The sequence below is a fragment of the Sphingomonas sp. AC411 genome (genome assembly GCF_979253035.1).
The window spans coordinates 510988-537906 of sequence record NZ_CEEDAQ010000001.1 but is presented as its reverse complement, the minus strand read 5'-3'; the positions used below and the strand labels follow the sequence as shown (position 1 = coordinate 537906).

At 64.9% G+C, this 26919-nt stretch carries 19 protein-coding genes and 6 pseudogenes; 15 read left to right on the top strand and 10 right to left on the bottom strand.

Going from position 1 to position 26919, the window contains the following annotated elements; translation table 11 throughout:
- Nucleotides 1-163 precede the first annotated feature (163 nt).
- The 5 genes from AC0IX7_RS02795 to AC0IX7_RS02775 all read left to right on the top strand — a co-directional run bounded on the left by AC0IX7_RS02795 (nt 164) and on the right by AC0IX7_RS02775 (nt 4269).
- On the top strand, nt 164-784 hold the full coding sequence (locus tag AC0IX7_RS02795) for an OB-fold-containig protein (RefSeq protein WP_471810416.1): 621 nt from the start codon (nt 164-166) through the stop codon (nt 782-784).
- 24 nt (nt 785-808) lie between these two features.
- Nucleotides 809-2545 carry a flotillin family protein gene (locus AC0IX7_RS02790; RefSeq protein WP_471810414.1) on the top strand — a complete coding sequence of 579 codons (1737 nt, stop codon included), beginning with the start codon at nt 809-811 and terminating at the stop codon, nt 2543-2545.
- A 761-nt stretch (nt 2546-3306) separates the two neighbouring features.
- A complete protein-coding gene (locus AC0IX7_RS02785) occupies nt 3307-3600 on the top strand; it encodes a hypothetical protein (RefSeq protein WP_471810412.1) in 294 nt (97 codons plus the stop codon).
- A gap of 103 nt (nt 3601-3703) precedes the next feature.
- Nucleotides 3704-4108: a hypothetical protein gene (locus tag AC0IX7_RS02780; RefSeq protein WP_471810410.1), complete on the top strand. Its 405-nt coding sequence runs from the start codon at nt 3704-3706 to the stop codon at nt 4106-4108.
- Complete coding sequence (locus AC0IX7_RS02775) at nt 4105-4269, top strand: glycine zipper 2TM domain-containing protein (RefSeq protein WP_471810409.1); 165 nt, start codon at nt 4105-4107, stop codon at nt 4267-4269. The genes AC0IX7_RS02780 and AC0IX7_RS02775 overlap by 4 nt, the downstream gene beginning before the upstream one ends.
- 104 nt (nt 4270-4373) lie before the next feature.
- Here the strand turns inward: AC0IX7_RS02775 and AC0IX7_RS02770 are convergent.
- A pseudogene (locus AC0IX7_RS02770) lies at nt 4374-6452 on the bottom strand (prolyl oligopeptidase family serine peptidase).
- Nucleotides 6453-6607: 155 nt separating this feature from the next.
- Between AC0IX7_RS02770 and AC0IX7_RS02765 the strand changes: the two are divergent.
- A pseudogene (locus AC0IX7_RS02765) lies at nt 6608-8002 on the top strand (MFS transporter).
- A 301-nt stretch (nt 8003-8303) separates the two neighbouring features.
- On the opposite strand, the pseudogene AC0IX7_RS02760 reads toward AC0IX7_RS02765, so the two are convergent.
- Nucleotides 8304-10015, bottom strand: a pseudogene (locus tag AC0IX7_RS02760) (DUF885 domain-containing protein); the annotation flags it as partial.
- Between the two features lie 123 nt (nt 10016-10138).
- Here AC0IX7_RS02760 and AC0IX7_RS02755 point away from each other — a divergent pair.
- The gene (locus AC0IX7_RS02755; protein ID WP_471813701.1) at nt 10139-10963 is read left to right on the top strand and encodes an alpha/beta fold hydrolase; all 825 of its coding nucleotides are present in this window, start codon (nt 10139-10141) and stop codon (nt 10961-10963) included.
- Nucleotides 10964-11137: 174 nt separating this feature from the next.
- On the opposite strand, the gene AC0IX7_RS02750 is transcribed toward AC0IX7_RS02755, so the two are convergent.
- Both AC0IX7_RS02750 and eno read right to left on the bottom strand, forming a co-directional pair.
- Complete coding sequence (locus AC0IX7_RS02750; RefSeq protein ID WP_471810407.1) at nt 11138-11464, bottom strand: FtsB family cell division protein; 327 nt, start codon at nt 11462-11464, stop codon at nt 11138-11140.
- Nucleotides 11465-11488: 24 nt separating this feature from the next.
- Nucleotides 11489-12769: a phosphopyruvate hydratase gene (gene eno, locus AC0IX7_RS02745; protein ID WP_471810405.1), complete on the bottom strand. Its 1281-nt coding sequence runs from the start codon at nt 12767-12769 to the stop codon at nt 11489-11491.
- Between the two features lie 176 nt (nt 12770-12945).
- Between eno and AC0IX7_RS02740 the strand changes: the two genes are divergently transcribed.
- Genes AC0IX7_RS02740 through AC0IX7_RS02730 form a run of 3 tightly spaced genes read left to right on the top strand, consistent with a single transcriptional unit; the run spans nt 12946 to nt 14064 of the window.
- On the top strand, nt 12946-13440 hold the full coding sequence (locus tag AC0IX7_RS02740) for a hypothetical protein (RefSeq protein WP_471810403.1): 495 nt from the start codon (nt 12946-12948) through the stop codon (nt 13438-13440).
- 4 nt (nt 13441-13444) lie between these two features.
- Complete coding sequence (locus tag AC0IX7_RS02735) at nt 13445-13795, top strand: phage holin family protein (RefSeq protein ID WP_471810401.1); 351 nt, start codon at nt 13445-13447, stop codon at nt 13793-13795.
- Nucleotides 13792-14064: a phosphatase gene (locus AC0IX7_RS02730; RefSeq protein WP_132740434.1), complete on the top strand. Its 273-nt coding sequence runs from the start codon at nt 13792-13794 to the stop codon at nt 14062-14064. The genes AC0IX7_RS02735 and AC0IX7_RS02730 overlap by 4 nt, the downstream gene beginning before the upstream one ends.
- Nucleotides 14065-14299: 235 nt before the next feature.
- On the opposite strand, the gene AC0IX7_RS02725 is transcribed toward AC0IX7_RS02730, so the two are convergent.
- On the bottom strand, nt 14300-14530 hold the full coding sequence (locus AC0IX7_RS02725) for a hypothetical protein (protein ID WP_471810399.1): 231 nt from the start codon (nt 14528-14530) through the stop codon (nt 14300-14302).
- 165 nt (nt 14531-14695) lie between these two features.
- On the opposite strand from AC0IX7_RS02725, the gene AC0IX7_RS02720 reads away from it, so the two are divergent.
- On the top strand, nt 14696-14926 hold the full coding sequence (locus tag AC0IX7_RS02720; protein WP_471810397.1) for a DUF4170 domain-containing protein: 231 nt from the start codon (nt 14696-14698) through the stop codon (nt 14924-14926).
- Nucleotides 14927-15490: 564 nt separating this feature from the next.
- Here the strand turns inward: AC0IX7_RS02720 and AC0IX7_RS02715 are convergent.
- The 5 genes and pseudogenes from AC0IX7_RS02715 to carA all read right to left on the bottom strand — a co-directional run bounded on the left by AC0IX7_RS02715 (nt 15491) and on the right by carA (nt 21890).
- Nucleotides 15491-16141, bottom strand: coding sequence for a rhomboid family intramembrane serine protease (locus AC0IX7_RS02715; RefSeq protein WP_471810395.1), 651 nt, complete (start codon nt 16139-16141; stop codon nt 15491-15493).
- Nucleotides 16142-16146: 5 nt separating this feature from the next.
- Nucleotides 16147-16623: a transcription elongation factor GreA gene (gene greA, locus AC0IX7_RS02710; protein ID WP_056052861.1), complete on the bottom strand. Its 477-nt coding sequence runs from the start codon at nt 16621-16623 to the stop codon at nt 16147-16149.
- A 75-nt stretch (nt 16624-16698) separates the two neighbouring features.
- Nucleotides 16699-20029, bottom strand: a pseudogene (gene carB / locus AC0IX7_RS02705) (carbamoyl-phosphate synthase large subunit).
- Nucleotides 20029-20559, bottom strand: a complete 531-nt coding sequence (locus tag AC0IX7_RS02700) for a hypothetical protein (RefSeq protein ID WP_471810393.1) — start codon at nt 20557-20559, stop codon at nt 20029-20031. Before AC0IX7_RS02700 ends, carB begins: the two are co-directional and overlap by 1 nt.
- Before the next feature lie 32 nt (nt 20560-20591).
- The gene (gene carA / locus AC0IX7_RS02695; RefSeq protein WP_471810391.1) at nt 20592-21890 is read right to left on the bottom strand and encodes a glutamine-hydrolyzing carbamoyl-phosphate synthase small subunit; all 1299 of its coding nucleotides are present in this window, start codon (nt 21888-21890) and stop codon (nt 20592-20594) included.
- Nucleotides 21891-22070: 180 nt separating this feature from the next.
- Between carA and AC0IX7_RS02690 the strand changes: the two are divergent.
- The 4 genes and pseudogenes from AC0IX7_RS02690 (at nt 22071) to rpoD (ending at nt 26904) form a co-directional block, all read left to right on the top strand.
- A pseudogene (locus tag AC0IX7_RS02690) lies at nt 22071-22483 on the top strand (GatB/YqeY domain-containing protein).
- Between the two features lie 60 nt (nt 22484-22543).
- Nucleotides 22544-23026: an endonuclease domain-containing protein gene (locus AC0IX7_RS02685; protein WP_471810389.1), complete on the top strand. Its 483-nt coding sequence runs from the start codon at nt 22544-22546 to the stop codon at nt 23024-23026.
- A pseudogene (gene dnaG / locus AC0IX7_RS02680) lies at nt 23017-24877 on the top strand (DNA primase). Before AC0IX7_RS02685 ends, dnaG begins: the two are co-directional and overlap by 10 nt.
- Complete coding sequence (gene rpoD / locus AC0IX7_RS02675; protein ID WP_471810388.1) at nt 24877-26904, top strand: RNA polymerase sigma factor RpoD; 2028 nt, start codon at nt 24877-24879, stop codon at nt 26902-26904. The pseudogene dnaG and the gene rpoD overlap by 1 nt, the downstream one beginning before the upstream one ends.
- The last annotated feature ends 15 nt before the right edge of the window (nt 26905-26919 follow it).

The following is a 26919-nucleotide window of genomic DNA, read 5'->3' as shown; positions in this document are numbered from 1 at the left end:
CCGCGCGTTGCGAACGCCTCGGGGTAAGACTAGCCTCGGTCTGGGGGTATCGACGCATGGCGTGCAAAGACCGGATCGGCCGGCGTTTCGTAACGAAGCGTTGTCGTCTGTCCGCTACCCGTTCACCGATGCAGAACCAGAGTCCTCACCAGCGCCCCGGCCGATGTTCGCGATCTTCCTGACGCGCGCTTACGCGCCGTTCGCGATCGCGTTCGTCATCATGATCGGAATTGGGCTGATCGAGGCGATCGGCCTTGGGCTCGGGCATCTCGATCTCGACGCGGACGTTCATGCCGAAGCGGATGGCGGTGGCGTGCGCGACTGGCTCGGGCTGGGCCATGAACTACCGATCCTGATCTGGCTCACCTCGTTGCTCGGCTGCTTCACGCTTTCAGGGATTGCCATTCAGCAGGGCGCGACAGCATCGACCGGCGGCCCGCTGCACTGGAGCCTCGCCTCGGGTGGCGCATTGATCGCCGGCAGCCTGCTCAACACGCTTGCCGCTAACGGCCTCGCCCGGATCATGCCCGGCTTCGAGACCAGCGTGATCTCGACCGACGACTTCCTCCGCCGCCGCGGCACGATCCTCGAAGGCACTGCGCGCCGTGGGTCGCCGGCCCGCGCGAAAATCGTAGATCAGCACGGCCAGGCGCATTTCATCATGGTCGAGCCGCATGACGATGGCGACGCGATCGCCGCCGGTGAGACCGCGCTGATCGTCCGCCGCGACGGCAAACTCTTCTACGCGCTGCCCGAAGCCAACGCGCTTCTGCGGTCGATCTAACCAACGCATAACCGGGGAGGTTTTATGCCCGCACAGCTTCTGAACGTCCTGATCTACGCCGGCATCGTGCTGTTCGCGCTCGTCGTGATCGGCATTATCCTGACCTGGCTCTACCGCCGCGCGACCAAGGACGTTGCGCTGATCCGCACCGGTTTCGGCGGCGAGAAGGTCGTTCTCAACGGCGGCATCATGGTCATCCCGGTGCTCCACGAACTGATGCAGGTCCGCCTGACGACCGTGAAGCTGGAGGTGTCGCGGCTCAACAAGGATGCGCTGATCACACTCGACAAGTTGCGCGTCGACGTCGTCGGGCTGTTCCACATCAAGGTGAAACCCGACGCGGAGTCGATCGCCGCCGCCGCGCAGACGCTCGGCGATTCGGTCAACAGCCCCGACGCGGTGAAGTCGCTGCTCGACGGCAAGCTCGTATCCGCGCTGCGCTCGGTCGCCGCGACGATGACGATGGAGCACCTCCACGCGAACCGCGCCGACTTCATCCAAAAGGTGCAGGAGGCGCTGATGACCGATCTGGACATGAACGGCTTCCAGCTCGAGTCCGTCAGCATCACGCATTTCGACCAGACCGCGTTCGAGCATTTCAACGAGAACAACGCGTTCGATGCCGAGGGGCTGACCGTGCTCACGCGGACGATCGAGGAGCGCAAGAAGATCCGCAACGACATCGTCGCGACCAACCGGGTCGAGATCGAGCAGCGTAACCTCGACGCCAACAACCAGTCGCTCGAGATCGCGCAGGCCGCGGAACAGGCCCGCCTGACGCAGGAGCAGACGCTGTCGGCCCGACGCGCCGAGCAGGCCACCGCGATCGCCACCGCCGAGGCCGAGCAGACCCGCCTCGCCGAGATCGCACGGATTACCGCCAGCCAGGCGCAGACGGTCGCGCAGACCGAGGCGGACAAGGTGATCCAGACGGCGACGATCGCCCGCGACGGCGCGGTCCAGACGGCGACGATCGAGCGCGACCGCACCATCGAGATCGCGCGCATCACGACCGCCGTGCAGACCGCGCAGAAGTCCGAGGAGGAATCGACCGCCACCGCAGCCGCCAACGAGGCGCGTGCATTGGCCGTCAGAGCCGAGGAAAGCGTCGCCACCGCCAAGGCGACCGAGATCGCCAACCGCAACAAGAACGTCGCGGTGATCGCCGCCACCCAGCGCGCGCAGGAAGAAGCCGTCGGCATCACTGTCGCTGCAACCGCCGAGAAGGAAGCTGCCGAGGCTCGCGCAAGCGCCCTGCGTACCGAGGCGACCGCCGAAGCCGATGCCGAGAAGGCGCGGGCGGAAGGTCGCGAGGCAGCGTTCAAGGTCGACGCGGCAGGTCAGGCATCGCTCAACGAAGCGACCAACCTGCTGAGCGACGCGCAAACAGCGCTGCTGATCCGGCGCGCGATGCTCGAAGCACTGCCCGCAATCATCGCTGCGGCGAGCAAGCCGATGGAGAACATCGACAAGATCAGCATCCTTGATGCCCGGGGGCTACACGGCGACGGCGGCAGCGAAAGCGCATCAGGCGGTGGCCAGGGCAATCTCGCCGACGCCGCGGTCGCAGCCGCGATGCGCTACCGCGTCGGCGGCCCGCTGATCGATGGCCTGATGGCGGAACTCGGCATGACCGGCAGTTCGTTGAACGGCATGCTCGCCGGCAGCAGCGCTAATGCAGCGCCTGCCCGAACCTCCTCCACCGATCCCCAAAGACAAGCCGCCACGCTCAACGGTGGGTCGGACGGCCCGTCTGCTTGATGGTCTGCAACCACTTTTCAGTGCTGGGGAGGTCGATCCCGGCCAGCACCACCGGCGCGGCTGCGGGAAACCTGGGCGTTTTGCGTCCGTCCCCATCGTAAGGCCTTTCCCACTCAGAGCAGGATTTCTATCGGCGAAATCCAGCAGAAAGCTTTCCAGCCGATAGGGCGTCGCCTCGGGGAAATACAGTGCATGCTCTCGCCTGTATGTCGCCTCGATACGGACCGCGGATCGGCTGAAGCTCGCAACCATAATTGCGGACGTCATTACCCATGCGACCGTCGCTACGAGTAGAACCATCCAGTCATAAGACGGCAGCACATCCGAGAAATTGGCCATTGCGCCGCCCAGCGTGATGATCACCGCCGACGCGGTATTGGCGGAAATGGCACTTTGCTGAACGGACCCGAGCAGCGTTTGGAAAAAGGTGGCCTGCTTCTGTCGACGTTCCCAATCATCGGTAACCGGGAGTTCTCGGGAAGCTATATCGGTCATGGCGATCGAATCCTTTGCTGACGGTCGAAGACGTTTCGTTCATCGACACGGCCGACGACCACGCGCTACGACCCGACGTCCCACGATAGCATGATATCTGTTTCACCAACCCAGTTTGGGACACGCTGGCGCAAGGCGGGAGGATCGCATCGTCGGCCCTTCTCGCCCCAAACCTGTACGGGAGCCGACAAACACGTTCAGGAACGATGTCTCTCGATATCCGTATCAACGGCGCATCCCGATCGTCGGGTTCGAGAGGACATCTCATGAAGTTTACGCATCTCATCGCGGCCGGGTTGGCCTTCGCAACGCTTGGCCTCGGCACCGCCGCTCCTGCCGAGGCGCAGCGCGATCGCGGGCATAGCCAGCAGTATCGCGATAACGATCACCGCGGCGACCATCGTGGCGATCGGCGCGATTTCCGTCGCAACGATCATCGTGGCGATCGCCATGACGACGGGCGCTATCGCGGCCGTGGCAATGACCGTCGCAACTGGAACAACAATCGCCGTTGCCGCACCGAATGGCGCAACCATCGTCGCGTGCAGATCTGCCGCTGATGCAAGCCGATCCGGCGCGTAGTATGATGCGTCGGCACCAAGCGGGCGGTGGCATGACGCCGCCGTCCGCCCCTGCATGTGACCCTTGACGAGGATTTGGATCATGAAGCGTTTCTTCGGTACGGCTGCGGTGATTGCGGCGACGTGCCTTTCCGTTGCCACGCCCGCGATGGCGCAGTCGCAGGCCGACGATGCGCGCTTTGCCGCCGCTCAGGCGCGGCTCGACAGCGAGTTGCAGATCTTCCGCACGGAATTCGATCGCTACCAGTCGGTGCGCGGCAATCGCGGCGGCTATGCGCCACAGAGCGGCTATCGCACCGCGCCGGATCGCAGCGGCGACTATCAGGAGGCCTATTCGACGAGCGCGACGAGGGCAACTATGACCCCTCGCGCTATTACCGCGCCGGCCCGAACTATCAGGAGCGCGTGCTGGCGACCAACGACCGCGTCTATGCAGGTCAGGATGGCCGCTATTACTGCAAGCGCAACGACGGTACGACCGGGTTGATCATCGGTGCAGCCGGTGGCGGCATCCTCGGCAACGTGATCGATGGCGGCCGTTCGCGGATCGTCGGCTCGCTGCTGGGCGCGGCCGCGGGTGGGCTCGCCGGGCGTGCGGTGGATCAGAACAACAGCCAGGTCTCGCTGCCGCTGAGGTTGACGAGCTAGGAGCCTAACTGTTCCCCCGCGAAAGCGGGGCCCAGGAATCACAAGCGACACCGATCGTGGTCCTGGGCTCCCGCTTTCGCGGGAGAACAGCAGGGCACGTAACCCTACTTCGCCGGCCCCAGCAGTTTCTGCGCGAAATACGTCATCTGCAGCGCCTGCAACCGGGCGCCCTGCTCGATATCCGCATCGCCCGAATGACCGCCGGCGGTGTCCTCGTAGAAAAGATACGGCAGTCCATATTCCTTCAGCCGCGCCGCGAACTTGCGCGCATGCTGCGGCCCGACGCGGTCGTCCTTGGTCGTCGTCCAGATATACGGCTCCGGATACGCCACGCCCTTCCTGATGCTCTGATACGGCGAGATCGTCTCGAGGAACGCCTTCTCCGCGGGCACGCTCACCGAGCCATATTCATCGACCCACGACGCGCCCGCCGCGATCTGCTCGTAGCGGATCATGTCGAGCAACGGCACCTGGATCACCACCGCCTTCCACAAATCCGGATGCTGGTTGAACTCGACGCCCATCAGCAGCCCGCCATTCGACCCGCCATAGATGCCGAGCTTGGCCGGGCTCGTCAGCTTCCGCGCGATCAGGTCCTGCCCGACAGCGGCGAAGTCGTCGTAGATCACCTGCCGCTTGGTCTTGCGCCCGGCGTCATGCCATTTCGGCCCGAACTCGCCGCCGCCGCGGATATTGGCAAGCACGAAGCTGCCACCGCGCTCGATCCAAAGCTTGCCCGTCACCCCCGAATAATACGGCGTCATCGACGATTCTGAACCCGCCATAGGCGGTCATGATCGTCGGCGTCGTCCCGTCGAGCGCCACCCCCTTCCGGTGAACCACGAAATACGGAATCTTGGTCCCGTCCTAGAGGTCGCCTCGAACTGCTCGACCTCCGCGTTCGACGCATCGAACTTGGCGGGCAGCGCCTTGACCTGCTTCGGCACGCCCGCCGGCCCCGCATCGAGCGACCAGAGCGTCGTCGGCTGAAGGAAGCTCGTCACCTGCACGAACAGCGCATTGCTGCGATCGGTCGTGCTCGCCACGTCGACCGAGGCGTTGTCGGGCAGCGCCACCGCGCGCGACGTCCAGCCGTTCTTGGCATGCGTGAACACCACCGCGCGGCCGCGGACATTGTCGTAGACGCTCGCCACGACGTGATCGCGCGTCACCGACACGCCGTCGACCGACTGCCGCGCGGTCGGCGCGAACACCAGCGTCGGCGTGAACCGCCCCTTGCGCACCTCGGCCAGCGGTGCCGACGCGATCGCGCCCGCCGGGATCTGACCCCACGCCTCGCTGGTCGAGAAGATCACCTGTCCGTCGACCATCCCCGCCGGAAACACGCGCGCCGGAACGTCGAGCTTCACCAGCCCGGCCGGCGTGACGACATGTTTTTCGCCGCCGAAGAAGGTCTGCCGGCGCTGGTTGATCACCACGCGATTGCCCTGCCCGTCGGTCATCACGTCGGCATAGGTGCCGAGCTGGTCCGACGCCGCGCCGCGGAAGATCTCGCGCGCGGCGGTCAGCGGCTGGCCGCGCTTCACCTCCTTGACGACGAACGGATAGCCCGACGAGGTCATCGATCCCGCGCCCCAGTCGCGCGACACCATCAGCGTATCCGCGTCGATCCAGGTCGCGCCCTGCTTCGACGTCGGCAGCACGAAGCCGCCGGTGACGAACTGCCCCGCCTTCAGGTCGAACTCGCGGTAGGTGACGGCGTCCTCGCCGCCCTCCGACAGCGCGACGAGGCACAGCCGCTCCTCGGGCGGCAGGCAGGACGCGCCCTTCCACACCCATTTCTTACCCTCGGCCTTGCTCAGCGCATCGAGATCGAGCGTGGTCGTCCAGGCCGGGTTCGCCTCCGCGTACCCTGCCTCGCTGGTCCACCGCCAGATTCCCTGCGGATGCTCGGCATCGCGCCAGAAATTATAGATCCGCCCGAACAGCTGGTTCGGCATCGGGATGCGATCCTTCGCCGACGCGATCGCGAGCGCCTCGGCGTAGAAGGTCTTGTAGCGCGGATCGTTCTGGAGCCGTGGGAGCGTCTTCGCATTCTCCGCCTCGACCCAGGCGAGGGGCTTGGCGCCATCCTTGTCCTCGAGCCAGATATACGGGTCGGCGGCGGTGTTCGTTTTGGTCATCGGTGCGACTTGGGCAATGGCCGACGTACCCGCAAGCATCACTGCCGCCGCCGAAAAGCAAAACCACGCATACCCAACTCCTGCCGTCATCCCGGACTTGTTCCGGGGTCCACCGATCCGCATAACAAATCGCGTCGATTGTGCGGCACGGTGGTCCCGGAACAAGTCCGGGGTGACGAAGCGAGTTGAAGAAAATGCAGGATGGCCTGCCCAAGCCGCGTCGCTTCGTTGCCATCGCCGCGATCTCCGCGGGGACGGCGCTGACGATCATCGACGGCGGCATCGCCACCGTAGCGCTGCCGACGATCGCGCGCGACCTGAACGTCGGCAACAGCGCGGTGGTGACTGTCGTCACGGTCTACCAGCTGATCCTAGCGATGGCGCTGCTCCCGTTCTCCGGACTCGGCGACCGCATCGGCCTGAAGCGCATGTACCAGTACGGCCAGCTGCTGTTCACGGTCGCGACGTTGCTGTGTTTCTTCGCGAAGAGCCTGCCGTTCCTGCTCGTCGTCCGCGCCGCGCAGGCCTTGGGTGCGGCGGCGGCGCTCAGCGTCTCGTCGGCGCTGATCCGCTCGATCTATCCCGCCAAGCAGCTCGGCCGCGGGCTCGGCATCAACTCGGTGGTCGTGTCCAGTTCGGCGGCATTCGCGCCGACGATCGGCGGCCTGGTGCTCGCCATCGCCCCGTGGCCGTGGGTGTTCGCCAGCGCGGTGCCGTTCGCGATCGCCAGCCTCGTGCTCGGCCGCGCACTTCCCGAACTGCAGCAACGCGACGAGCCGTTCGACGTGCTCGGCGCGGTCATGTGCGCGGCAATGATCGGACTCGTCATCGGTGGTGCGGAAAGCGCGGTCCACGGCGACAGCCCGATCGTGTCCGCCGCAATCGTTGCGACCGGCGCGGTGATCGGCTGGTTCTTCGTGAAGCGCGAACAGGGCGAGACCAAGCCGATCCTGCCGATCGACCTGCTCGCGCGACCGGTGCTCGCGCTGTCGGCGATCGGTGCGTACACGGCGTTCATCGCGCAGATGACACTGTTGCTGTCGACACCGTTCCGCCTGACGCACGCTTACGGCTTCAGCGCGGCCGAGGTCGGTGCTGCGATCGCACCATGGCCGCTGGCGAACATGGTCGTCGCGCCGCTGTCGGGGTGGCTGTCGGATCGGTATCCGGCGGGGCTGCTCGGCGGGATCGGGATGAGCGTTTCGATCTGCGCGCTGCTGCTGCTCGCGTACATGCCGGCGGATCCGGGGTATTTCGATATCGCGTGGCGGATGGCGTTGTGCGGGTCGGGGTTCCGGGATGTTCATGGCGCCGAATGCGCGGCTGATCATCGGGAGTGCGCCGCGCGAGCGCGCAACGGCGGCAGGTGGCCTTGTCTCCACGGTGCGGCTGGTGGGCCAGACGACCGGCGCGACGTTGGTGGCGGCGTTGCTGGCGACGGGCGTGGGAGCAGGCATGACGCCACCGCTCGTGGCCGCCGGCTTGGCGCTGGTGGCAGGGTTGTGCAGCCTGTCGCGACTCAGGCCATCGATCCGCAACCCCCGACCGAGGAAACGCTGGACGTGCAGCCCGCCTGCCAAGCGAGGTGACCTCCTCCTCTCCCCTCCGGGGAGAGGGAGGAGGAGCAGAAAGGAGAAGAAGAATGTTCACCCGCGAAGGCGGGTGCCCAGACTGTGTCCCCGCCTTCGCGGGGACACATGCTTTGGGGCCACACAACGGCTTCCCCAAACGCCACCTCCCCGGCGAAGGCCGGGGCCCAGTTGGAAGGTCGGCGTAACGAAGGACTGCGCTGCGTTAGCGACGTTCCCCAACTGGGCCCCGGCCTTCGCCGGGGTGGCGTGTGAGGTGAACGTTGCAGCCTAAATCAAAACGCCGCGCTCGCCTTATCCTCCCCATCATCGCCTTACGCACCAACGGAATCGGCGGCCCGCCATAGCTCAGGAACTGGTCATGGAACGCCTTCCACGCCTTCCGCCCACCACGCGTCGCGGTCCAGTCGCTACGCAGCTTCCGGATCATCAGCTTCCCCATCGTATAGTTCAGATACGCCGGATCATACGTCCCCCGCGCCGCCTGTTGCCGGGCATTCCCCTCGTCCTGGTAACACTCGTCGACGAACATCCGGAACGACTGCTCCTGCGTCATCCCCTTCGCATGCATGCGGATCGCGGACAGATACCGGCAATCCCGCAGCAACGCGTTCGAGATCTGCCCGACATGCGTTTCCGCATCACCGTTGTTGAGCCCCGCCTCGAACATCATCTCCTCGGCATAATGCGCCCACCCTCGGCAAAAGCATACCCCACGAACAACCGCCCGAAGAGCGACGGCGACCGGTTCGCATGCAGGAACTGGACGAAATGCCCCGGCATCACCTCGTGCACCGAGGTGAACAGCAGGTCGTCCTTGCCCGGTACGAACGCGTCCTGCACCGCCTTGGTCCACGTGGGATCGGGCGGCGAGATGTAATAGATCGACGGCACGCCCTTATCGAACGGTCCCGGCGGATCGATATACGCCGAGTTCTGCCGGTTATACGGCGGCGATTCCTCGACCAGCGCCTGCTCGGTCCCGGGGATCGTCACCAGGTCATGATCGACCACGAACTTGCGCAAGGTCGGGATCTGTCGCCGAGCCTCCGCGACCGGCCCACCGACCGGCTTGTTCGCGTTCATCTTCGCCATGCAGCCGGCGATCGACAGCCCCTTGGCGAATACCCCGCACGCCCGCGCCAGCGCCGCCTGGTTGCGCTTCAGGTCGGCAACACCCGCCGCCTCGAGCTGGTCCAGCGGCGTATCGACGCCCTCGGTCATCGCCACCATCCGCGAGAACTTGTCCGCCCCGAGCGCGAAATCCTGCGTCGCGGTCGCCCGCTGGCCCTCGGTCCACGTCCCCAGATCGCGCATCGCCGCCGCCGCCGCCGTCGCCGCGTCGGTCAGCTGCTTCTGCGCCGCCGCGTCCTTCACGCCCGCAAACGCCTTCACCGCATCGCCGCTGTAATAGTCCGCAAAGCCGTTGAACGCCGCCGCCCCGAAATTGACGTAGCTCAGCGGCATCGGCGCCTTCAGGTTCGCCTTGATATTGCCCGCCGCCGCCGGGATCTTCTGGAAGAACGCGGTCAGCGCCTTCATCCGCGTCGGCGCGTCGGCATAGTTGCGCGCGATATAGACGTTCGGATCGAGCCCCGCGCCGACATACCAGGACGGGTTATGATGCGGCTGGTCGGCGTCCTCCAGCCAGAACAGCTTCCCCTTGGCGACCTGCACCAGATAGTCGCGCTCGAACGCCTCGGCCGGCGTCAGGTCGTTGAACGCCCCCGCCTTGTCGATCGCGCCATGCAGGAAATCAGCCTGCCGCTTCAGCCCCGCAGCGCTCCAGTCGCCCAAGCCCCCATCATACTCGTGCTTGCCCTGATAGACCGCGTTCGCCGGATCGATCTTGAACCAGCCGTCGATGAACCCATCGCGGAACTCCGCCCAATCGCTCTTCGCAGCGGTCGTAGACGCAGCGGGAGCCTGCGTGTTCGAAGGAGTCTGCGCGGGGCCGCACGCGCTCAAGGCGAGGACCGCGCCTAGCGCCGTCGTCAAAAGTCCGATCCGCATCCTGTCTCCAATTCCGATTCGTCGCCCCCATGCTGCCAGTCGAAGCCGCGTCGCGCCAGTGTGCGGAACGGCGCCCGCGCTGGGCCGTTGACCGCGCACCTGTTCGAACGACTGGAGAGCTTCATGCCCTACGTAAAAACCCGTGACGGTACCGATATTTACGTCAAGGATTGGGGCACCGGACGCCCGGTCGTCCTCACCCATGGCTGGCCGCTCAATGCCGACAGCTGGGACGCGCAGGCGATGGCATTGGCCCATGCCGGGTTCCGCGTGATCGCCTATGACCGCCGCGGGTTCGGCCGCTCGGGCCAGCCCTGGACAGGTTACGACTACGACACGCTCACCGACGATCTCGCCGACGTGATGGAAGCCACCGGCGCGAACACCGACGCGACGATCGTCGGTTTCTCGATGGGTGGCGGCGAGATCGCCCGCTACATGAGCCGCTACGACGGCAAGGGCGTGGTCGCCGCGGGGCTGATCGCGTCGGTGGTGCCGTACATGCTCAAGACCGACGACAATCCGCACGGCGTCGACGAGGAGACGCTCGCCACGATCGGTGCAGGTATCGAGGACGACCGCCCGGCGTTCTTCAAGACCTTCCTCCAGCAGTTCTTCGGCGTCGGTTTCATCACCTCACCGGTCAGCGACGAGGTCGTCGACTGGGCCTGGGGCCTAGCGATGCAGGCTGGCCTGCACCCGACGCTGGAATGCGCCAAGGCATTCGGCCACACCGACTTCCGCGCCGATCTGGCCGCATTCCGCGTACCGACGCTGATCGTGCACGGCACGAGCGACAAGACCGTACCGATCGACGCCACCGGCCGCGCTGCCGCCAAGGGCATCGCCGGTTCGCAGCTGGTCGAATATGACGGCGCCCTGCACGGCCTGACGGTCACGGAAAGCAACCGCTTCACCAACGACCTGCTGACCTTCCTGGGTCGGTAAACACTCGATCGGAAGCCGACCCCCTCTTCTCCCCTCCCGGGAAGGGAGGGGTCGGAGTGGGTCGGCTTCCGCATGTCCCATCGGTGGCGGCTCAAGCCAGCCAACCCACCCCCAGCCTCTCCCTTTCAGGGAGGGGAGCAAAAGATGCCCTCAGTTGAAAAGGGGTGCAGAAGCTCAATTCCCCAGCGGGACGATAACCTCGTCGGGATGCGCGACGTTCAGTTCCTTGCGGACCATCTCGTCGACCATATCCGGGTTCGCATGGTCCGGGTTCAGCAACGCCACCCGGTTCTTCAGCACCTCGCGCTTGCGCTCTAGCACCGCGTAATCCTGCTCCCGCTTCGCTAACTGGCGCTTATAGTCGCCATAGGCGAAGATACCGTTCGGCCCGAGCACGGCATACGCGCCGAAGAACGCCATCAGCGTCAGCCCCAGCGCCGGCCACGCGGCCTTGCGCATCGTCTTCCGCAGCTTGCTGGTCTTCGTCGTCCCGCGTGCCATGCTCGTCCTCCGGGCTCCAGCCTATCAGCCGCCGATCAGGATGTCGCGGCCCGCATAGCGCGCCGCATCACCCAGCTCTTCCTCGATCCGGATCAGCTGGTTGTACTTCGCCAACCGGTCCGACCGCGCGAGGCTGCCCGTCTTGATCTGACCGCAGTTGGTCGCGACCGCCAGGTCGGCGATCGTCGAATCCTCGGTCTCGCCCGAACGATGCGACATCACCGCGGTGTACTTCGCGCGCTGCGCCATCGACACCGCCTCCAGCGTCTCGGTCAGCGTGCCGATCTGGTTGACCTTCACCAGCAGCGAGTTCGCATAGCCGCCGTCGATGCCGCGCTTCAGGCGCTTGGGGTTGGTCACGAACAGATCGTCGCCGACCAGCTGAACCTTGTCGCCGATCAGGTCGGTGAGCGTCTTCCAGCCCTCCCAATCGTCCTCGCCCATGCCGTCCTCGATCGAGAAGATCGGGTAACGCCGCGTCAGGTCCGCGAGATATTCCGCCATCTCGGCGCTCTCGAGGATTCGGCCCTCGCCCGAGATGTCGTACTTGCCGTTCTTGTAGAACTCGGTCGCCGCGCAATCGAGCGCGAGCATCACGTCCTCGCCGGGCTTGTAGCCGGCCTTCTCGATGCTCGACATGATGAAGTCGAGCGCCTCGGTCGTGCTGCCGATGTTCGGTGCGAAACCGCCCTCGTCGCCGACGCTGGTCGACAGGCCCTTCTCGCTGAGGCCCTTCTTCAGCGTGTGGAAGATCTCCGAGCCGCAGCGGACCGCCTCGAGGATGTTCGACACGCCGACCGGCACGATCATGAACTCCTGGAAGTCGATCGGGTTGTCGGCATGCTCGCCGCCGTTGATGATGTTCATCATCGGCACCGGCAGCAGATGCGCCTGCACGCCACCGATATAGCGATACAGCGGCAGGCCGCGCGCTTCGGCCGCGGCCTTGGCGACGGCGAGGCTGACGCCGAGGATCGCGTTCGCGCCCAACCGGCCCTTGTTCTCGGTGCCATCGAGCTCGATCATCGCGCGGTCGAGGTCCGACTGGTCCTCCGCGTCCATGCCGAGCACGGTGTCGGTGATCTCGTCGTTGACCGCATCGACCGCGCCATCGACGCCCTTGCCGCCCCAGCGGGTCTTGTCGCCGTCGCGCCGCTCGACCGCCTCGTGCGCGCCGGTCGAGGCGCCCGATGGCACAGCCGCGCGGCCGAAGCTGCCATCCTCGAGCAGCACGTCGACCTCGACGGTCGGATTGCCGCGGCTGTCGAGGATCTGGCGTGCATGAAGGTCGATGATTGCGGTCACGTAACGATGCTCCTACAAATCCCGGTGCCGGGTCGTTCGCGCCGCCTCTACCGTCTCACGCCATTGCGGGCAATCGCGCGCACGCCCCGAGAACAGTGTCGTGCAATCGCGCGACGATTCGAGAACCGTGCTCCGGCGGCGGTGTTGAGGGCGTAACAATTCTGAAAGGGACCGTCATGGCCGACTCCAGCGTAAACGATACCGTCAACGACCTGAAAACGACCGCGAACCACGTCGGTACCGAGCTCGGCAAGACGATCGAGAACGAGACGGGCAACGCCGCCGGCAAGACCGCCGACGCCAAGCAGGCGATCAAGGAGAGCGCCAGCAAGTACAGCGCGCAGGCCGCCGACAAGGCGCGCACCTTCGCCGAGGACGGCAAGGCCCGTGCAAGCGGCGCGCTCGAGCAGATCGCCCAGCTTCTCAACGACGCCGCCGGTCAGGTCGACGACAAGCTCGGCTCGCAGTACGGCGGCTATGCCCGCAGCGCCGCCGACAGCGTCTCCGGTTTCGCCGATCAGGTGAAGGCGAAGGATATCGACGAGCTGGTCGACGACGCGCGCGAACTGGTGCGCAAGTCGCCGGCGATCGCGGTCGGTGCAGCAGCGGCCATTGGCTTCGTCATCGCGCGACTGGTCCAGTCGGGCGTCGACGCAAACCCGAAGGCCTGAGCCCTTGTCCGATCCCGTGATGCTGACCGGCGAAGACGAAAGCCTTTCGTCGATCGTTGGTCGGCTGGCGACCGAGACGAAGAGTCTCGCGACGGCTGAAGTGGCGGTCTACAAGGCGAAGTTCGGTGAGACGGCGAACGCGTACAAGTCGGCGGCGATGTTCTTCGCCGTTGGCGGTACGTTGGCGCTGGCCGCGCTGATCGCACTGCTGGTCGGTGCGATCTTGACGCTGGCGACGCTGGTAGGGCCTGGATGGGCGACCGCGATCGTCGTCGTTGTGGTGCTGGCACTTGCCGGCATTCTGGCGATGATCGGCAAGTCGAAGCTTCAGACCAAAAGCGAGCCCGTATCATGACATCCGCCAAAGTCGCCGCCGCAGAGATCGAAGCTGCCCTCGCCCGCCAGCGCGTCATGATGACGGTCGGGCAGTTGCAGGACCGGCTCAACCCGCGGAAGCTCGCGCTCAACGCCAGCCGCGACGTCGCCGATGCCGGCACCGCAGCGCTGACCGCGAGTGTCGAGACGGTGAAGCGCAATCCCGGCCCCACCGCCGGCTTCGCTGCGGTCGCGGGGCTGTTCCTCGCCCGTCACCGGATCGTCGGCCTGTTTCGCCGCGGCCGCTAAAAGCCTTGAAACCATGAAGTCCCGGCTCGCGTTGAACGACGAGCAGCTTGCCACCAGAAGGACCGTCCTATGACCGACGCCAAGACCACCGCCAACGAAGCCGCTCACGAGACTGAAAGCCGCCTGCGCGAGGGCCTCGACACCGTCCGCGAGACCGCATCGAAGGTCTATCCACGAGGCCGGCGACAAGGCCTCGAGGTTCTCGAAGTCTCACGCGAGAAGACCAAGCGCGTCGTCAACAACCTCGAGATCCAATCCGCTCGGCATCCTCGTCGGCGGCCTCGCCGTTGGTGCGCTCGCCGGCGCGCTGATCCCGCGTTCGGCGCGCGAGAAGGAATTGCTCGCGCCGGTCGGCAAGCGTCTCCAGCGAGACCGTCGTCGCCGCCACCGCCGCCGCCAAGGCTGCCGGCCAGTCGGAACTCGGTGAACTCGGCCTCACCAAGGACAATGCGCGCGGCCAGGCCAAGGGTCTGCTCGAAGGCGTCGTGAAGGCGCTCAGCACGGCGGGTACCGCAGGTGCGAAGGCCGTTTCGCAAAAGCCGGCGGTCTAAAAGAACCACCGGCAAAGGGTTCAAAGCGCGGGTCGAACACGCTAGGGCATCTGCAACCTCCTCCCAAGGAACAGCAGCGCATGAGCAAGCTCCACCTCGTATTCGGCGGCCGCGTCAGCGACCCGCGCACCCTGGACTTCAACGATCTGAGCAAGATCGAATTCGTCGGCGTTTTCCCCGACTACGCCAGCGCCGAAAAGGCCTGGCGTGCTGCGGCGCAGCGTACGGTGGATGATGCGGAGATGAAGTTCGTGGTGGTGCATCTGCACCGCATGCTTGAGCCGAACCTGACGGCTACGCCGGCTGCCTGACCCGACCACCACTAACGCCGTCATTCCCGCGGGGGAACCCATACAGGCTACTGTCGCGGCAAACTCGCAACGGCATAGAATATGGATCCCCGCCTGCGCGGTGATGACGGTTTTGAGCGACAGCACATCTGCCTTAGCCGACTTGGGCTTGAGCTCAAGAACTCGCGAAACTGGCGTAGCGCAAAACAACTTGCCCCCACCCTTCCCACGGCAAAGCAGCCGCGGGCTCTTCCCTCTCCCGTCGGGAGAGAGAGAACGCCAAAGGCGGCGATGGGTGAGGGCACGCTTAGCGGTGCTCCCGGTACCCGTTGCGCCGGCTCGTTGACAGACCCATTCCGATCACGCCCTACCTCCGCCTAAATAGGGTAGAGCTACGCCGGCACAGTCGACGAAGGCGCACAAGCGCGACATCTCCCACCCGTTCGTGCTGAGTAGAGACCAAGTAGCTCCGTAAGGAACGTATGATGGCTCGTATCGAAGCACAGGTCCCGCGCGCGCCAACCCATCCTTCGATACGCCGCTCCGACAAGCTCAGCAGCTACTCAGGACGAACGGAAAGGACTCTCAAGCCGCCCGGTAATGCCAGAGCAACAACGGCCGAGCCAGCACCAGCCCCGCCAGGAACCCGCCGATATGCGCTCCAATAGCAATCGGCCCACTAGCCCCAACCGAAGCCCCGAACCCGGCCAGCCCCATCAGCAACTGGATCCCGATCCACGCCGCCGCCAGCCAAACCACATGCACGACCCCCGCCGGCACCGGCCCGATCGCCTGCGCCCGCCGCTCGCCATACAACAGCGCATAAGCCCCAACGACCGCCGAAATCGCGCCCGAAGCACCGATCATCGGCGCGGTAGACTCAGGCCCAAACGCCCAATGCCCAGCCGCCGCCGCATACGCGCCCAGCACGTACACAACGACCAACCCGACCGTCCCCAGCGCCTTCTCGACGAACTGCCCGCAATACACCAGCATCACGAGGTTCAGCGCGATATGCGCCCACCCGCCATGGATCAACGTCGCGGTCAGCGGCGTCGCCCAAGCGGGCACGATAAACATATGGTCGCTAGGAATACCAAGATCGGTCAGCCGCAACGGAATGAACCCGGCATTCACCGCCCAATACCCAAGCGACCCGCTCAGCACCAGGAATCCCGAGACGATGACCGTCACGATCGTGATGATCGCCGTCGCCCGCGTCTCGAAAAACGTCATAGGGCTCAGATGAACTCGATCTTAGAGACGACGTAATAGCGCTCGCCAGCCGGCACCGTGACCTCGACCTCTTCGTCGAGCTTGCGCCCGATCAGCCCACGACCCAGCGGCGAATTGTACGAGATCCGACCCGTCTTGGCGTTCGCCTCGGTCTGGCCGACGATCTGGTACTTCACCGGCTTGTCGTTCTCGTCGAGCAACGTCACCGTCGCGCCGAACACGACCTTGTCGCCCGAAAGGTCCTTCGGATCGATGATCTGCGCGCGGGACAGCTTGTCCTCGATATCCGAGATCGATGCCTCGACCTGGCCCTGACGCTCCTTCGCGGCATGATATTCCGCGTTCTCGCTCAGGTCGCCGTGCGCGCGCGCCTCTTCGATCGCGTCGACGATCGTCGGACGTTCGGCCTTCAGGCGCTTGAGATCCGCACTGAGCGTCTCATAGCCTTCCTGCAGCATCGGCATCTTTTCGACGGTCGCCATCTTCTCGTCCCCAAATCCATTACCCCGCGCGGGGCGCCATAACGGCCCCGCCCACACATCACGCTTATGTCGGGATCAGTTGTGCGACTGCGAATAATAGGATTGCAGCGGCCGTACTTCAAGGCTGTGCGTCGAAAGCTTGGCAATCGCCTTCGCCGCCTCGAGCGAAGCCGGTGCCGTCGTGAAGTACGGAATACGCTGGCCGAGCGCCGAAGCACGGATCGGCTGCGAGTCCTTGAGGCTCTGCCACCCCTCGGTGGTGTTGAAGATCAGTGCGATATCGCCGTCCTTGATCCGGTCGACGATATGCGGCCGGCCCTGCGCGACCTTGTTGACCTTCTCGACCGGAAGCCCCGCGAGTGCGAGGTAATCCGCGGTGCCGCCCGTGGCGACGATCGAGAAGCCGGTATCGACCAGCGCCTTGACCGCCTCGACGATCATCGCCTTGTCGCCGTCCTTCACGCTGACGAAGACGTTGCCCTTGGTCGGCAGGATCGTCCCTGCACCCAACTGAGCCTTGGCAAACGCAATCGTGAAATCGGGATCGATTCCCATGACTTCGCCGGTCGACTTCATTTCCGGTGACAGGACCGGATCGACGCCGGGGAACTTGTTGAAGGGAACACCGCCTCCTTCACCGCATAATAGTCGATATGCCGGTCGATCTTCGGGAGGTTGACCAGCTTCTCGCCCGCCATCACCCGCGCGGCGATCTTGGCGATCGGCGCACCGATCGCCTTGGCGACGAACGGCACGGTGCGCGACGCGCGCGGGTTCACCTCGATAAGGTAGACCAGGCCGTCCTTCACCGCGAACTGGATGTTCATCAGCCCGACGACCGACAAGGCATGCGCAAGCGCCACCGTCTGCCGCTCGATCTCGGCGATGATCTCCGCCGACAGCGAGTAAGGCGGGATCGAGCACGCAGAGTCGCCCGAATGGACGCCCGCCTCCTCGATATGCTGCAACACGCCCGCGACCACCACGTCGGTCCCGTCGCAGATCGCGTCGACATCGACCTCGATCGCATCGCGCAGATACTGGTCGATCAGCACCGGCGAGTCGCCCGACACCTGCACCGCGGTCGCGATATAATGTTCGAGCTGCCCCAGCGTATCGACGATCTCCATCGCCCGGCCGCCGAGCACATACGATGGCCGCATCAGCACCGGATAGCCGATCCGCTCCGCCGCCGCGACCGCCTCGTCCCGACTCCGCGCCAGGCCATTGGCCGGCTGCAACAGCCCGAGCTTGGTGATCAGCGCCGCGAACCGCTCACGGTCCTCCGCCAGATCGATCGCGTCCGGCGTCGTCCCGAGGATCGGAATCCCGGCAGCTTCAAGCGAGCGCGCAAGGTTCAACGGCGTCTGCCCGCCGAACTGCACGATCACGCCGACGAGCTCGCCCTTCGACGCCTCGACATGCAGGATTTCCAGCACGTCCTCGGCGGTCAGCGGCTCGAAATACAGCCGGTCCGACGTGTCGTAGTCGGTCGACACGGTCTCCGGGTTGCAGTTAACCATGATCGTCTCATAGCCCGCATCCGCCAGCGCGAAGCACGCATGGCAACAGCAGTAATCGAACTCGATCCCCTGCCCGATCCGGTTCGGCCCGCCACCGAGAATGACGATCTTCTTGCGATCCGTCGGCTCGGACTCGTTCTCGGGCTCGCCGAAGCTCGGCGCCTCGTAGGTCGAATACATATACGGCGTCTTCGCATCGAACTCCGCCGCGCACGTATCGATCCGCTTGAACACCGGCCGCACGCCCAGCTTCAGACGATGCTGGCGCACCTCCTCCTCGGTCACGCCGCCGGTCATCGCCTTGACGACCTCGTGGATAAGCCCCGACCCGCGCGCGATCCCGCGGTTCATCCCGCGCAGATTGGCGGATTGCAGCGCCAGCCACGCGAGCCGCTTGTCGCTGAACCCCATGCTCTTCAAACGCCGCATGCCCGGCGCGTCGATCGGCAGGCCGTCCTTCATCACCTCGGCCTCGGCCGCGATGATCTCCGCGATCCGCTCCAGGAACCACGGATCGTACTTCGCGATCGCATGCACTTCGGCGACCGTGAAGCCCTCGCGCAGCGCCTGCGCCGCCACCAGCAACCGGTCCGGCGTCGCGACGGCCAACGCCGCCTCGATTTCCGCGCGCGGCGCACCGACCAGATGATCGACCTGGTTGAACCCTGACAAGCCCGTCTCGAGCCCGCGCAAAGCCTTCTGCATCGATTCATGGATGTTGCGACCGATCGCCATCACCTCGCCGACCGACTTCATCGCCGTGCCCAGCGTGTTCGACGCGCCCTTGAACTTCTCGAACGCGAACCGTGGGATCTTCGTCACGACGTAGTCGATCGTCGGCTCGAACGACGCGGGCGTGGCGCCGGTGATGTCGTTGGTGATCTCGTCGAGTGTATAGCCGACCGCCAGCTTGGCTGCGACCTTCGCGATCGGGAAGCCGGTCGCCTTCGACGCCAGCGCGGACGAGCGCGACACACGTGGGTTCATCTCGATGACGACCAGCCGGCCATCCTTCGGATTGACTGCGAACTGTACGTTCGAACCGCCTGTTTCGACACCGATTTCACGCAACACCGCGATCGATGCGTTACGCATGATCTGGTATTCCTTGTCGGTCAGCGTCAGCGCCGGCGCGACCGTGATCGAGTCGCCGGTGTGGACGCCCATCGGATCGACATTCTCGATCGAGCAGATGATGATCGCGTTGTCGTTGCGATCGCGCACCACCTCCATCTCGTATTCTTTCCAGCCGAGCAGCGATTCCTCGATCAGCACCTCGGTGGTCGGCGACAGATCGAGCCCGTTGCGGACGATCGCGATGAATTCCTCGCGGTTATACGCGATGCCGCCACCCGAGCCGCCCATCGTGAAGCTCGGCCGGATGATCGACGGAAGCCCGGTCTTCTCAAGGCCTTCCAAGGCTTCTTCAACATTGTGTGCGATAGCCGAGCGAGCGCTTTCCAGCCCGATCCGGTCCATCGCGTCGCGGAACTTCAGCCGGTCCTCCGCCATGTCGATCGCATCGGCATCCGCGCCGATCATCGTCACGCCGTACTTCTCCAGCGTACCGTCATGGAACAGCGCCAACGCCGTATTCAGCGCGGTCTGGCCCCCATCGTCGGCAGGATCGCGTCGGGACGCTCCTTCTCGATGATCTTGGCGACGATCGCGGGCGTGATCGGCTCGACATAGGTCGCGTCGGCCAGCTCGGGATCGGTCATGATCGTGGCGGGGTTCGAATTGACGAGGACGATACGATAGCCCTCCTCCTTCAACGCCTTGATCGCCTGCGTGCCCGAATAATCGAACTCGCACGCCTGGCCGATGACGATAGGTCCTGCGCCGATGACGAGGATCGAGGAGATGTCGGTGCGTTTTGGCATTACATGGTCGCCGCTGTTAGAATTAGTCCGACGATGGCCAGCACAAGGCCCGCCACCCCATTGATATTTGAAAGCACTGGTGACCTTAGAAGCCTCATAATTTCAGGCCAAAGCGGGTCAGGTGTTTCAACGAGCTTTTCTGTAGCTTCAATAATAGCGATTGCGTTTGCACGCTGAGAATTGGAGAGGCGAGACTTCTCGATAATCACAAGAATCTCTGCCAGCTTTCCTCGTATTTCATTTTTTCTATTTTCAGAAAGGTCAAGACGCCCTGTCCACGATGCACTTTGCACCGATACGAGTCGTTGACCCGTTTCAATAAAATCAATTCCGGCTGCCGTAATTTGAAACAATCGCCCACCCGAAATCTGATAAGCTTGCCGAGTGATAATGTAACCGACCGTTTCCAAATCGTCGGTCAAAGTTAATACATATTGGTTTGACCCGGAGATCTTGGCATTTTTCTTGATGGTCGGAATAGTGCAGTATCGTGCGTCGCCGCCAGCAAGTCGGTCGTGAAGATACTTCAAGACTTTCTGCTGATCGATCGACGCTGCCCCACTCACGATAGCTGCCCTACGAACTTCTCGAAGAGGTATAGGCTGTCCTGCGGCCCTGGGCTCGCTTCCGGGTGATACTGCACGCTGAACGCGTTCCGATCGGTCAGCTCCAGCCCCGCATTCGACCCATCGAACAGCGACACATGCGTCTCGCGGACGTTCGCGGGCAGGCTTTCGCGCTCGACCGCGAAGCCGTGGTTCATGCTGGTGATCTCGACCGCACCATCGCTCAGGCGCTTGACCGGGTGGTTGGCGCCGCGGTGGCCCTGGAACATCTTGGTTGTGGTCGCGCCGACCGCGAGGCCGAGCAACTGGTGGCCGAGGCAGATGCCGAACAGCGGCTTGCCCGTCTCCAGCAGCTGGCGGATCACCGGCACGGCGTAGTCGGCGGTCGCGGCGGGGTCGCCGGGGCCGTTCGACAGGAAGATGCCGTCGGGGTTCAGGGCCATCACCTGCTCGAAGCTGGCGGTGGCGGGGACGACGGACACCTTCGCGCCGGCCGCGACGAGGTTGCGGAAGATGTTGCGCTTCGAGCCGTAATCGATCGCGACGACGTGGGGTCGGGCCTTCTGCTCCCCTCCGCGGAGCGGAGGGGTTGAGGAGGAGCATGGCCTCAGGCGGGGTCGGCGCTGATTGGTCAGCCCCTCCCCGACCCCTCCCGCAAGCGGGAGGGGAGCAGAAGCGCCCTCTCCTGCTTGCGAGCTGTCCCCATAGCCGAAGCCCAGCCGCCACGTGCCGCCGGGCGCATCCTCACCCCAGCCATAATGCATCTCGGTCGACACGTCCTTGGCGAGGTCCATCCCCTCAAGCCCAGGCCAAGCCCGCGCCATCGCCAGCAGCGCCGCCACATCGAACTCGCCGCTAGCCGAATGCGCGATCACCCCATTGGGCGCCCCCGCGACCCGGATCCGCCGCGTCAGCGCACGCGTGTCGACGCCCGAAAGCCCGATCCGCGCGTGCCGCTTCATCCAGCCATCCAGCCCCTCGACCGCGCGGAAGCTCGACGGCTGCGTCACGTCCTCGCGGACGATGATCCCCAGCGCGTGCGGGTCGTCCGCCTCGACGTCGTCGGGGTTCGCGCCGACATTGCCGATGTGCGGGAAGGTGAAGCAGATCATCTGCCCGGCGAAAGACGGGTCGGTCAGCACCTCCTGATAGCCGGTCATCGCGGTGTGGAAGCACACTTCGCCGACCGCACTGCCCTCTGCGCCGAACCCGCGACCCCAGATCACGTCGCCATTGGCGAGGACGAGGACGCCTGTTGCACCGGCAGGCATGGCTATAGGCTGGGCGTCGGCCATCAGGCTGGGCACTCTCTTTACATTGACGATGTCGCTAAGTGGTGTCCGCTAAGGCCGCCGCGCCGCAGCGTCAATCTGTTAAACATTCGGCGGACGCGCTATCCCGTCGGGCTATCCCGAACCGCCCGAAAGACCAGTACATGATCTCGCGACGACATCAAGGCTGCGCAGCTGACCGCCATGAAGGCCGGCGACAAGCAGAGCCGCAACGCTATCTCGTTGATCCAGGCCGCGATCAAGAACCGCGACATCGAGGCGCGGACGGAGAACCGCCGGAGAGCGACGACGCGCTGGTGATCGAAGTGCTGCAGAAGATGGTCAAGCAACGCCGCGAGTCGATCGAGATGTTCTCGAAGGGCGGCCGCCAGGAGCTCGCCGATGCGGAGACCGCAGAGGTCGCGGTGATCGAACGCTTCCTCCCGCAGCAGATGAGCGAGGCGGAGACCGCGGCGGCGATCGAGGCGATCAAGGACGAGCTCGGCGCGACAGGCATGAAGGACATGGGCCGCGTGATGGCCGAACTGAAGGCGCGCCACGCAAGCGAGCTGGACATGAGTAAGGCCAGCGGCCTGGTAAAGGCAGCGCTGAGCTGACTGCTCCTCCCGCTCGCGGGAGGGGTCGAGGGAGGGCAGTGCCACAAAGGAGACGGAGCATTGGAACAACGCACCCGCATCCGAGCACTCCGCACCAACCCCACGCGGGCCGAAAGCGCGCTATGGCAGCACCTCGCCGCGCGTCGAACTTCGGGCGTGCGGTTCAATCGGCAAGTCCCGATCGGTCCGTTCATCTGCGACTTCGTTTCCCGCGGGGCCAAGCTCGTGATCGAGGTCGACGGCGGACAGCATGACTGGCACTCCGACGACGACGCGCGGCGAACGCGTTTCATCGAACAACAAGGCTACCGTGTGATCCGGTTCTGGAACAACGACGTGTTGGAGCGGATGGAGGGCGTAGTGGTCGAGATCGGGCGCGTACTTGCGGAACGCCCCTCCCTAACCCCTCCCGCAAGCGGAAGGGGGACTCTGTTGCGCTCCCCGCGAAGGCAGCCCCCTTCTACTCCCCTCCCGCCTGCGGGAGGGGTCGGGGAGGGCGTGGTCGCACAAACCACTCCCACCAAAGTCATCCCATGGCCCTAACCCCACAATTCCTCGACGAACTCCGCGCCCGCACGTCGCTCTCGGCGCTCGTCGGAAAAACCACCAAACTCACCAAGGCCGGTCGCGAGCACAAGGGCTGCTGCCCGTTCCACAACGAGAAGACGCCCAGCTTCTACGTCAACGACGACAAGGGCTTCTACCACTGCTTCGGCTGCTCCGCGCACGGCGACGCGATCAAGTGGATGACCGACCAGCGCGGCCTGCCCTTCATGGATGCGGTCAAGGAACTCGCCCAGGCCGCCGGGATGGACATGCCCGCGATGGACCGCCAGTCCGCCGCCAAGGCCGAACGCGCCAAAGGCCTGCACGAGGTCATGTCCGACGCCGCCAACTGGTTCACCGAACAACTGAACGGCCTCCCCGGCACCGAAGCCCGCGCGCTTCTCGACCGCCGCGGGATCAGGCCCGAGACGGCGCGCGCATTCGGCATGGGGTTCGCCCCCGACAGCCGCGGCAAGCTCAAGTCCGCGCTGAAGGAGTACGGCGATCCGATGCTGGTCGAGTCCGGCATGCTCATCTCGGTCGAAGGCAAGGACCCGTACGACCGGTTCCGCGGCCGGCTGATGATCCCGATCCGCGACCCCCGCGGGCGGACGATCGCGTTCGGCGGCCGCGTGCTCGACGGTGGCGAGCCCAAATACCTCAACTCGCCCGACACACCGCTCTTCGACAAGGGCCGCACGCTCTACAATCTCGACAAGGCCGCCCCCGCCTCGCGCAAGTCCGGCCGCGTGCTCGTGGTCGAGGGCTATATGGACGTCATCGCGCTCGCCCAGGCCGGCTTCGGCGAAGCGGTCGCCCTGCTCGGCACCGCGCTCACCGAAGCGCAGCTCGAACGACTGTGGCGGATGGTCGACGTGCCCCTGCTCTGCTTCGACGGCGACGGCGCCGGCCGAAGGCGTCGCTCCGGGCCGCCCACCGCGCTCTCCCGCTACTGGCGCCCGGCCGCAGCCTCGCCTTCGTCACGCTCCCGCAAGGCCAGGACCCCGACGATCTCGTCCGTGCCGGCGGTCCCGGGGCGTTCGAGGCGTTGCTCAAGACCCCCGAACAGCTCGTCGACCGGCTATGGGCGTCCGAAGTCGCCGCCGAGGCGCTCGACACTCCCGAACAGCGCGCCGGCCTCAAGCGCCGCCTCCACGAACTCGCGGAAGGCATCGCCGACCCGTCGGTGAAGCAGCAATACCATGCCGAGTTCAAGAACCGCTTCTACGAGCATTTCAAACCCGTCCGCGCGCCCTTCGTCCCCCGCGGCGAGCGCCCCAAGGGCGGCTGGAAGCCCCCGCTGCGCCAGTCACCGCCGACACTAAGGCTTTCTGGGCCGCCGGCATTGACTACGCGCTGGCCAAGCGCGTTTTAGCCGGGCTGATCCGCCATCCAGCCGAGATCACCCGCCATATGGAGGTGCTGGGGCCCCTTAGTCTGCTGGATGGAGATCTCGGGCGATTGTTCGAAGCGGTCGTAGATGTTGCACTTGAGGACCAGAAGCTTGATAGCGGGCGCTTGCTCACCATATTGGCGAGGTCCGGTTTCAATTCAGTCGCGAGTGACCTGTTGAGAGCCGATACGATGCCCTACTCGTTCACGCAGACCACGGCCGATCCAGCCCGCGTCCGTGCCGACCTCGACGAGGCGATCGCGATCATGGTCGCGCGGCCTGAGGTAGACGCGGCACTCAAGCAGGCGACCGCGGCGATGCAGACGCACTTCACCGAAGATGCGTTCGAACGACAAGTGGCTATGGTAAGAGAGAAACAGGCGTTGGAAGTCCGACTTGCAAATCTTGTACAGTCGAACGAAGACGCCCGAGCGTTGGGTACCGAGGGCGATTGATGGCTAAGGCGAACATGGCGGAACCCGCCGAGACGAACGAAACCGGCGATGCGCCGCTGATCGACATGAACGATGCGTCGATCAAGAAGGTGATCGCGCGCGCCAAGAAGCGCGGCTACATCACCTATGAGCAGCTCAACGAAGCGCTGCCGCAGGGCGAGATGTCGTCCGACCAGATCGAGGACATCAGCGCCGCGCTGAGCGAGATGGGCATCAACATCGTCGAGAACGACGAAGCCGGCGAGGACGGCGAGACCGAGCCCGCCAAGGACGACGAGGACGAGCCGGAGGCCGCCGACGCGGATGCCGACACAGGCCCCGCGATCGAGAAGAAGAAAGAGACCATCGATCGCACCGACGATCCGGTCCGCATGTACCTGCGCGAGATGGGCGCGGTCGAGCTGCTCAGCCGCGAGGGCGAGATCGCGATCGCCAAGCGGATCGAGGCGGGTCGCGACACGATGATCCTGGGTCTCTGCGAGTCGCCGATCACCTTCAACGCGATCATCGACTGGTCGACCGCGCTGAACGAGGGCACGATGCAGCTGCGTGAGATCATGGATCTCGACGCGATGCTGTCGAAGGACCCCGCGCCCGAGGCAATGGCCGAGGACGGCGAAGCCGACGACGGCGAGATCAGCGAGAAGAACGCCGGCCCTTCGTTCAAGGAAGAGGCCGAGCCCGAAGAGCCGTCCGCCGACGAGGACGAGGACGGCGAGCGCCGCACCCCGCGCGCCTCGGACGACGAGGAGGAGGACAACACCCTCAGCCTCGCGCAGATGGAAGAACAGCTCAAGCCGATCGCGCTCGAACGGTTCGCCAGCATCACCGCGCTCTACAAGAAGTTCAGCAAGATCCAGCAGAGCCGCGTCGACGCGATGGGCATCGGCGGCGATTTCTCGGCCGCCGACGAGCGCAAGTACCAGAAGCTGCGCGAGGAACTCACGGCCGAGGTCGAGAGCGTCCAGTTCCACAACGCCAAGATCGAATATCTGGTCGATCAGCTTTATGCCTATAACCGTCGCCTGACCGCGCTGGGTGGCCAGATGCTGCGCCTCGCCGAGCGCCACAAGGTGCCGCGCAAGGACTTCCTCGATCGCTATATCGGTCACGAGATCGACGAGAACTGGCTGACGACGGTCAACAAGGTCGACAAGAAGTGGACCGCGTTCGTCGCCAACGAGGGCGAAGCGGTCGAGCGCATCCGCGCCGAGATCGCCGACATCACGCAGCAGACTGGCATGGCGCTCATCGAGTTCCGCCGGATCGTCAACATGGTCCAGAAGGGCGAGCGCGAGGCGCGGATCGCCAAGAAGGAGATGGTCGAGGCGAACCTGCGGCTGGTGATCTCGATCGCCAAGAAATACACGAACCGCGGCCTGCAGTTCCTGGATCTCATCCAGGAGGGCAATATCGGCCTGATGAAGGCGGTCGACAAGTTCGAGTATCGCCGCGGCTACAAGTTCAGCACCTATGCGACGTGGTGGATCCGCCAGGCGATCACCCGCTCGATCGCGGACCAGGCGCGGACCATCCGCATCCCGGTCCATATGATCGAGACGATCAACAAGCTGGTCCGCACCAGCCGCCAGTTCCTCCACGAGCAGGGCCGCGAACCGACCCCGGAGGAGATGGCCGAGCGCCTCTCCATGCCGCTGGAGAAGGTGCGCAAGGTGATGAAGATCGCCAAGGAGCCGATCAGCCTCGAAACGCCGATCGGCGACGAGGAGGATCTGCATCTCGGCGACTTCATCGAGGACAAGAACGCGATCATCCCGGTGGACGCCGCGATCCAGGCGAACCTCAAGGAGACGGTCACGCGCGTGCTGGCGTCGCTGACCCCGCGCGAGGAACGCGTGCTGCGCATGCGCTTCGGCATCGGCATGAACACCGATCATACGCTCGAGGAAGTCGGCCAGCAGTTCTCGGTGACCCGCGAGCGCATCCGCCAGATCGAGGCGAAGGCGCTGCGGAAGCTGAAGCATCCGTCGCGTAGCCGGAAAATGCGGAGCTTCCTCGACCAGTAAGGGTTGGGGATTGCT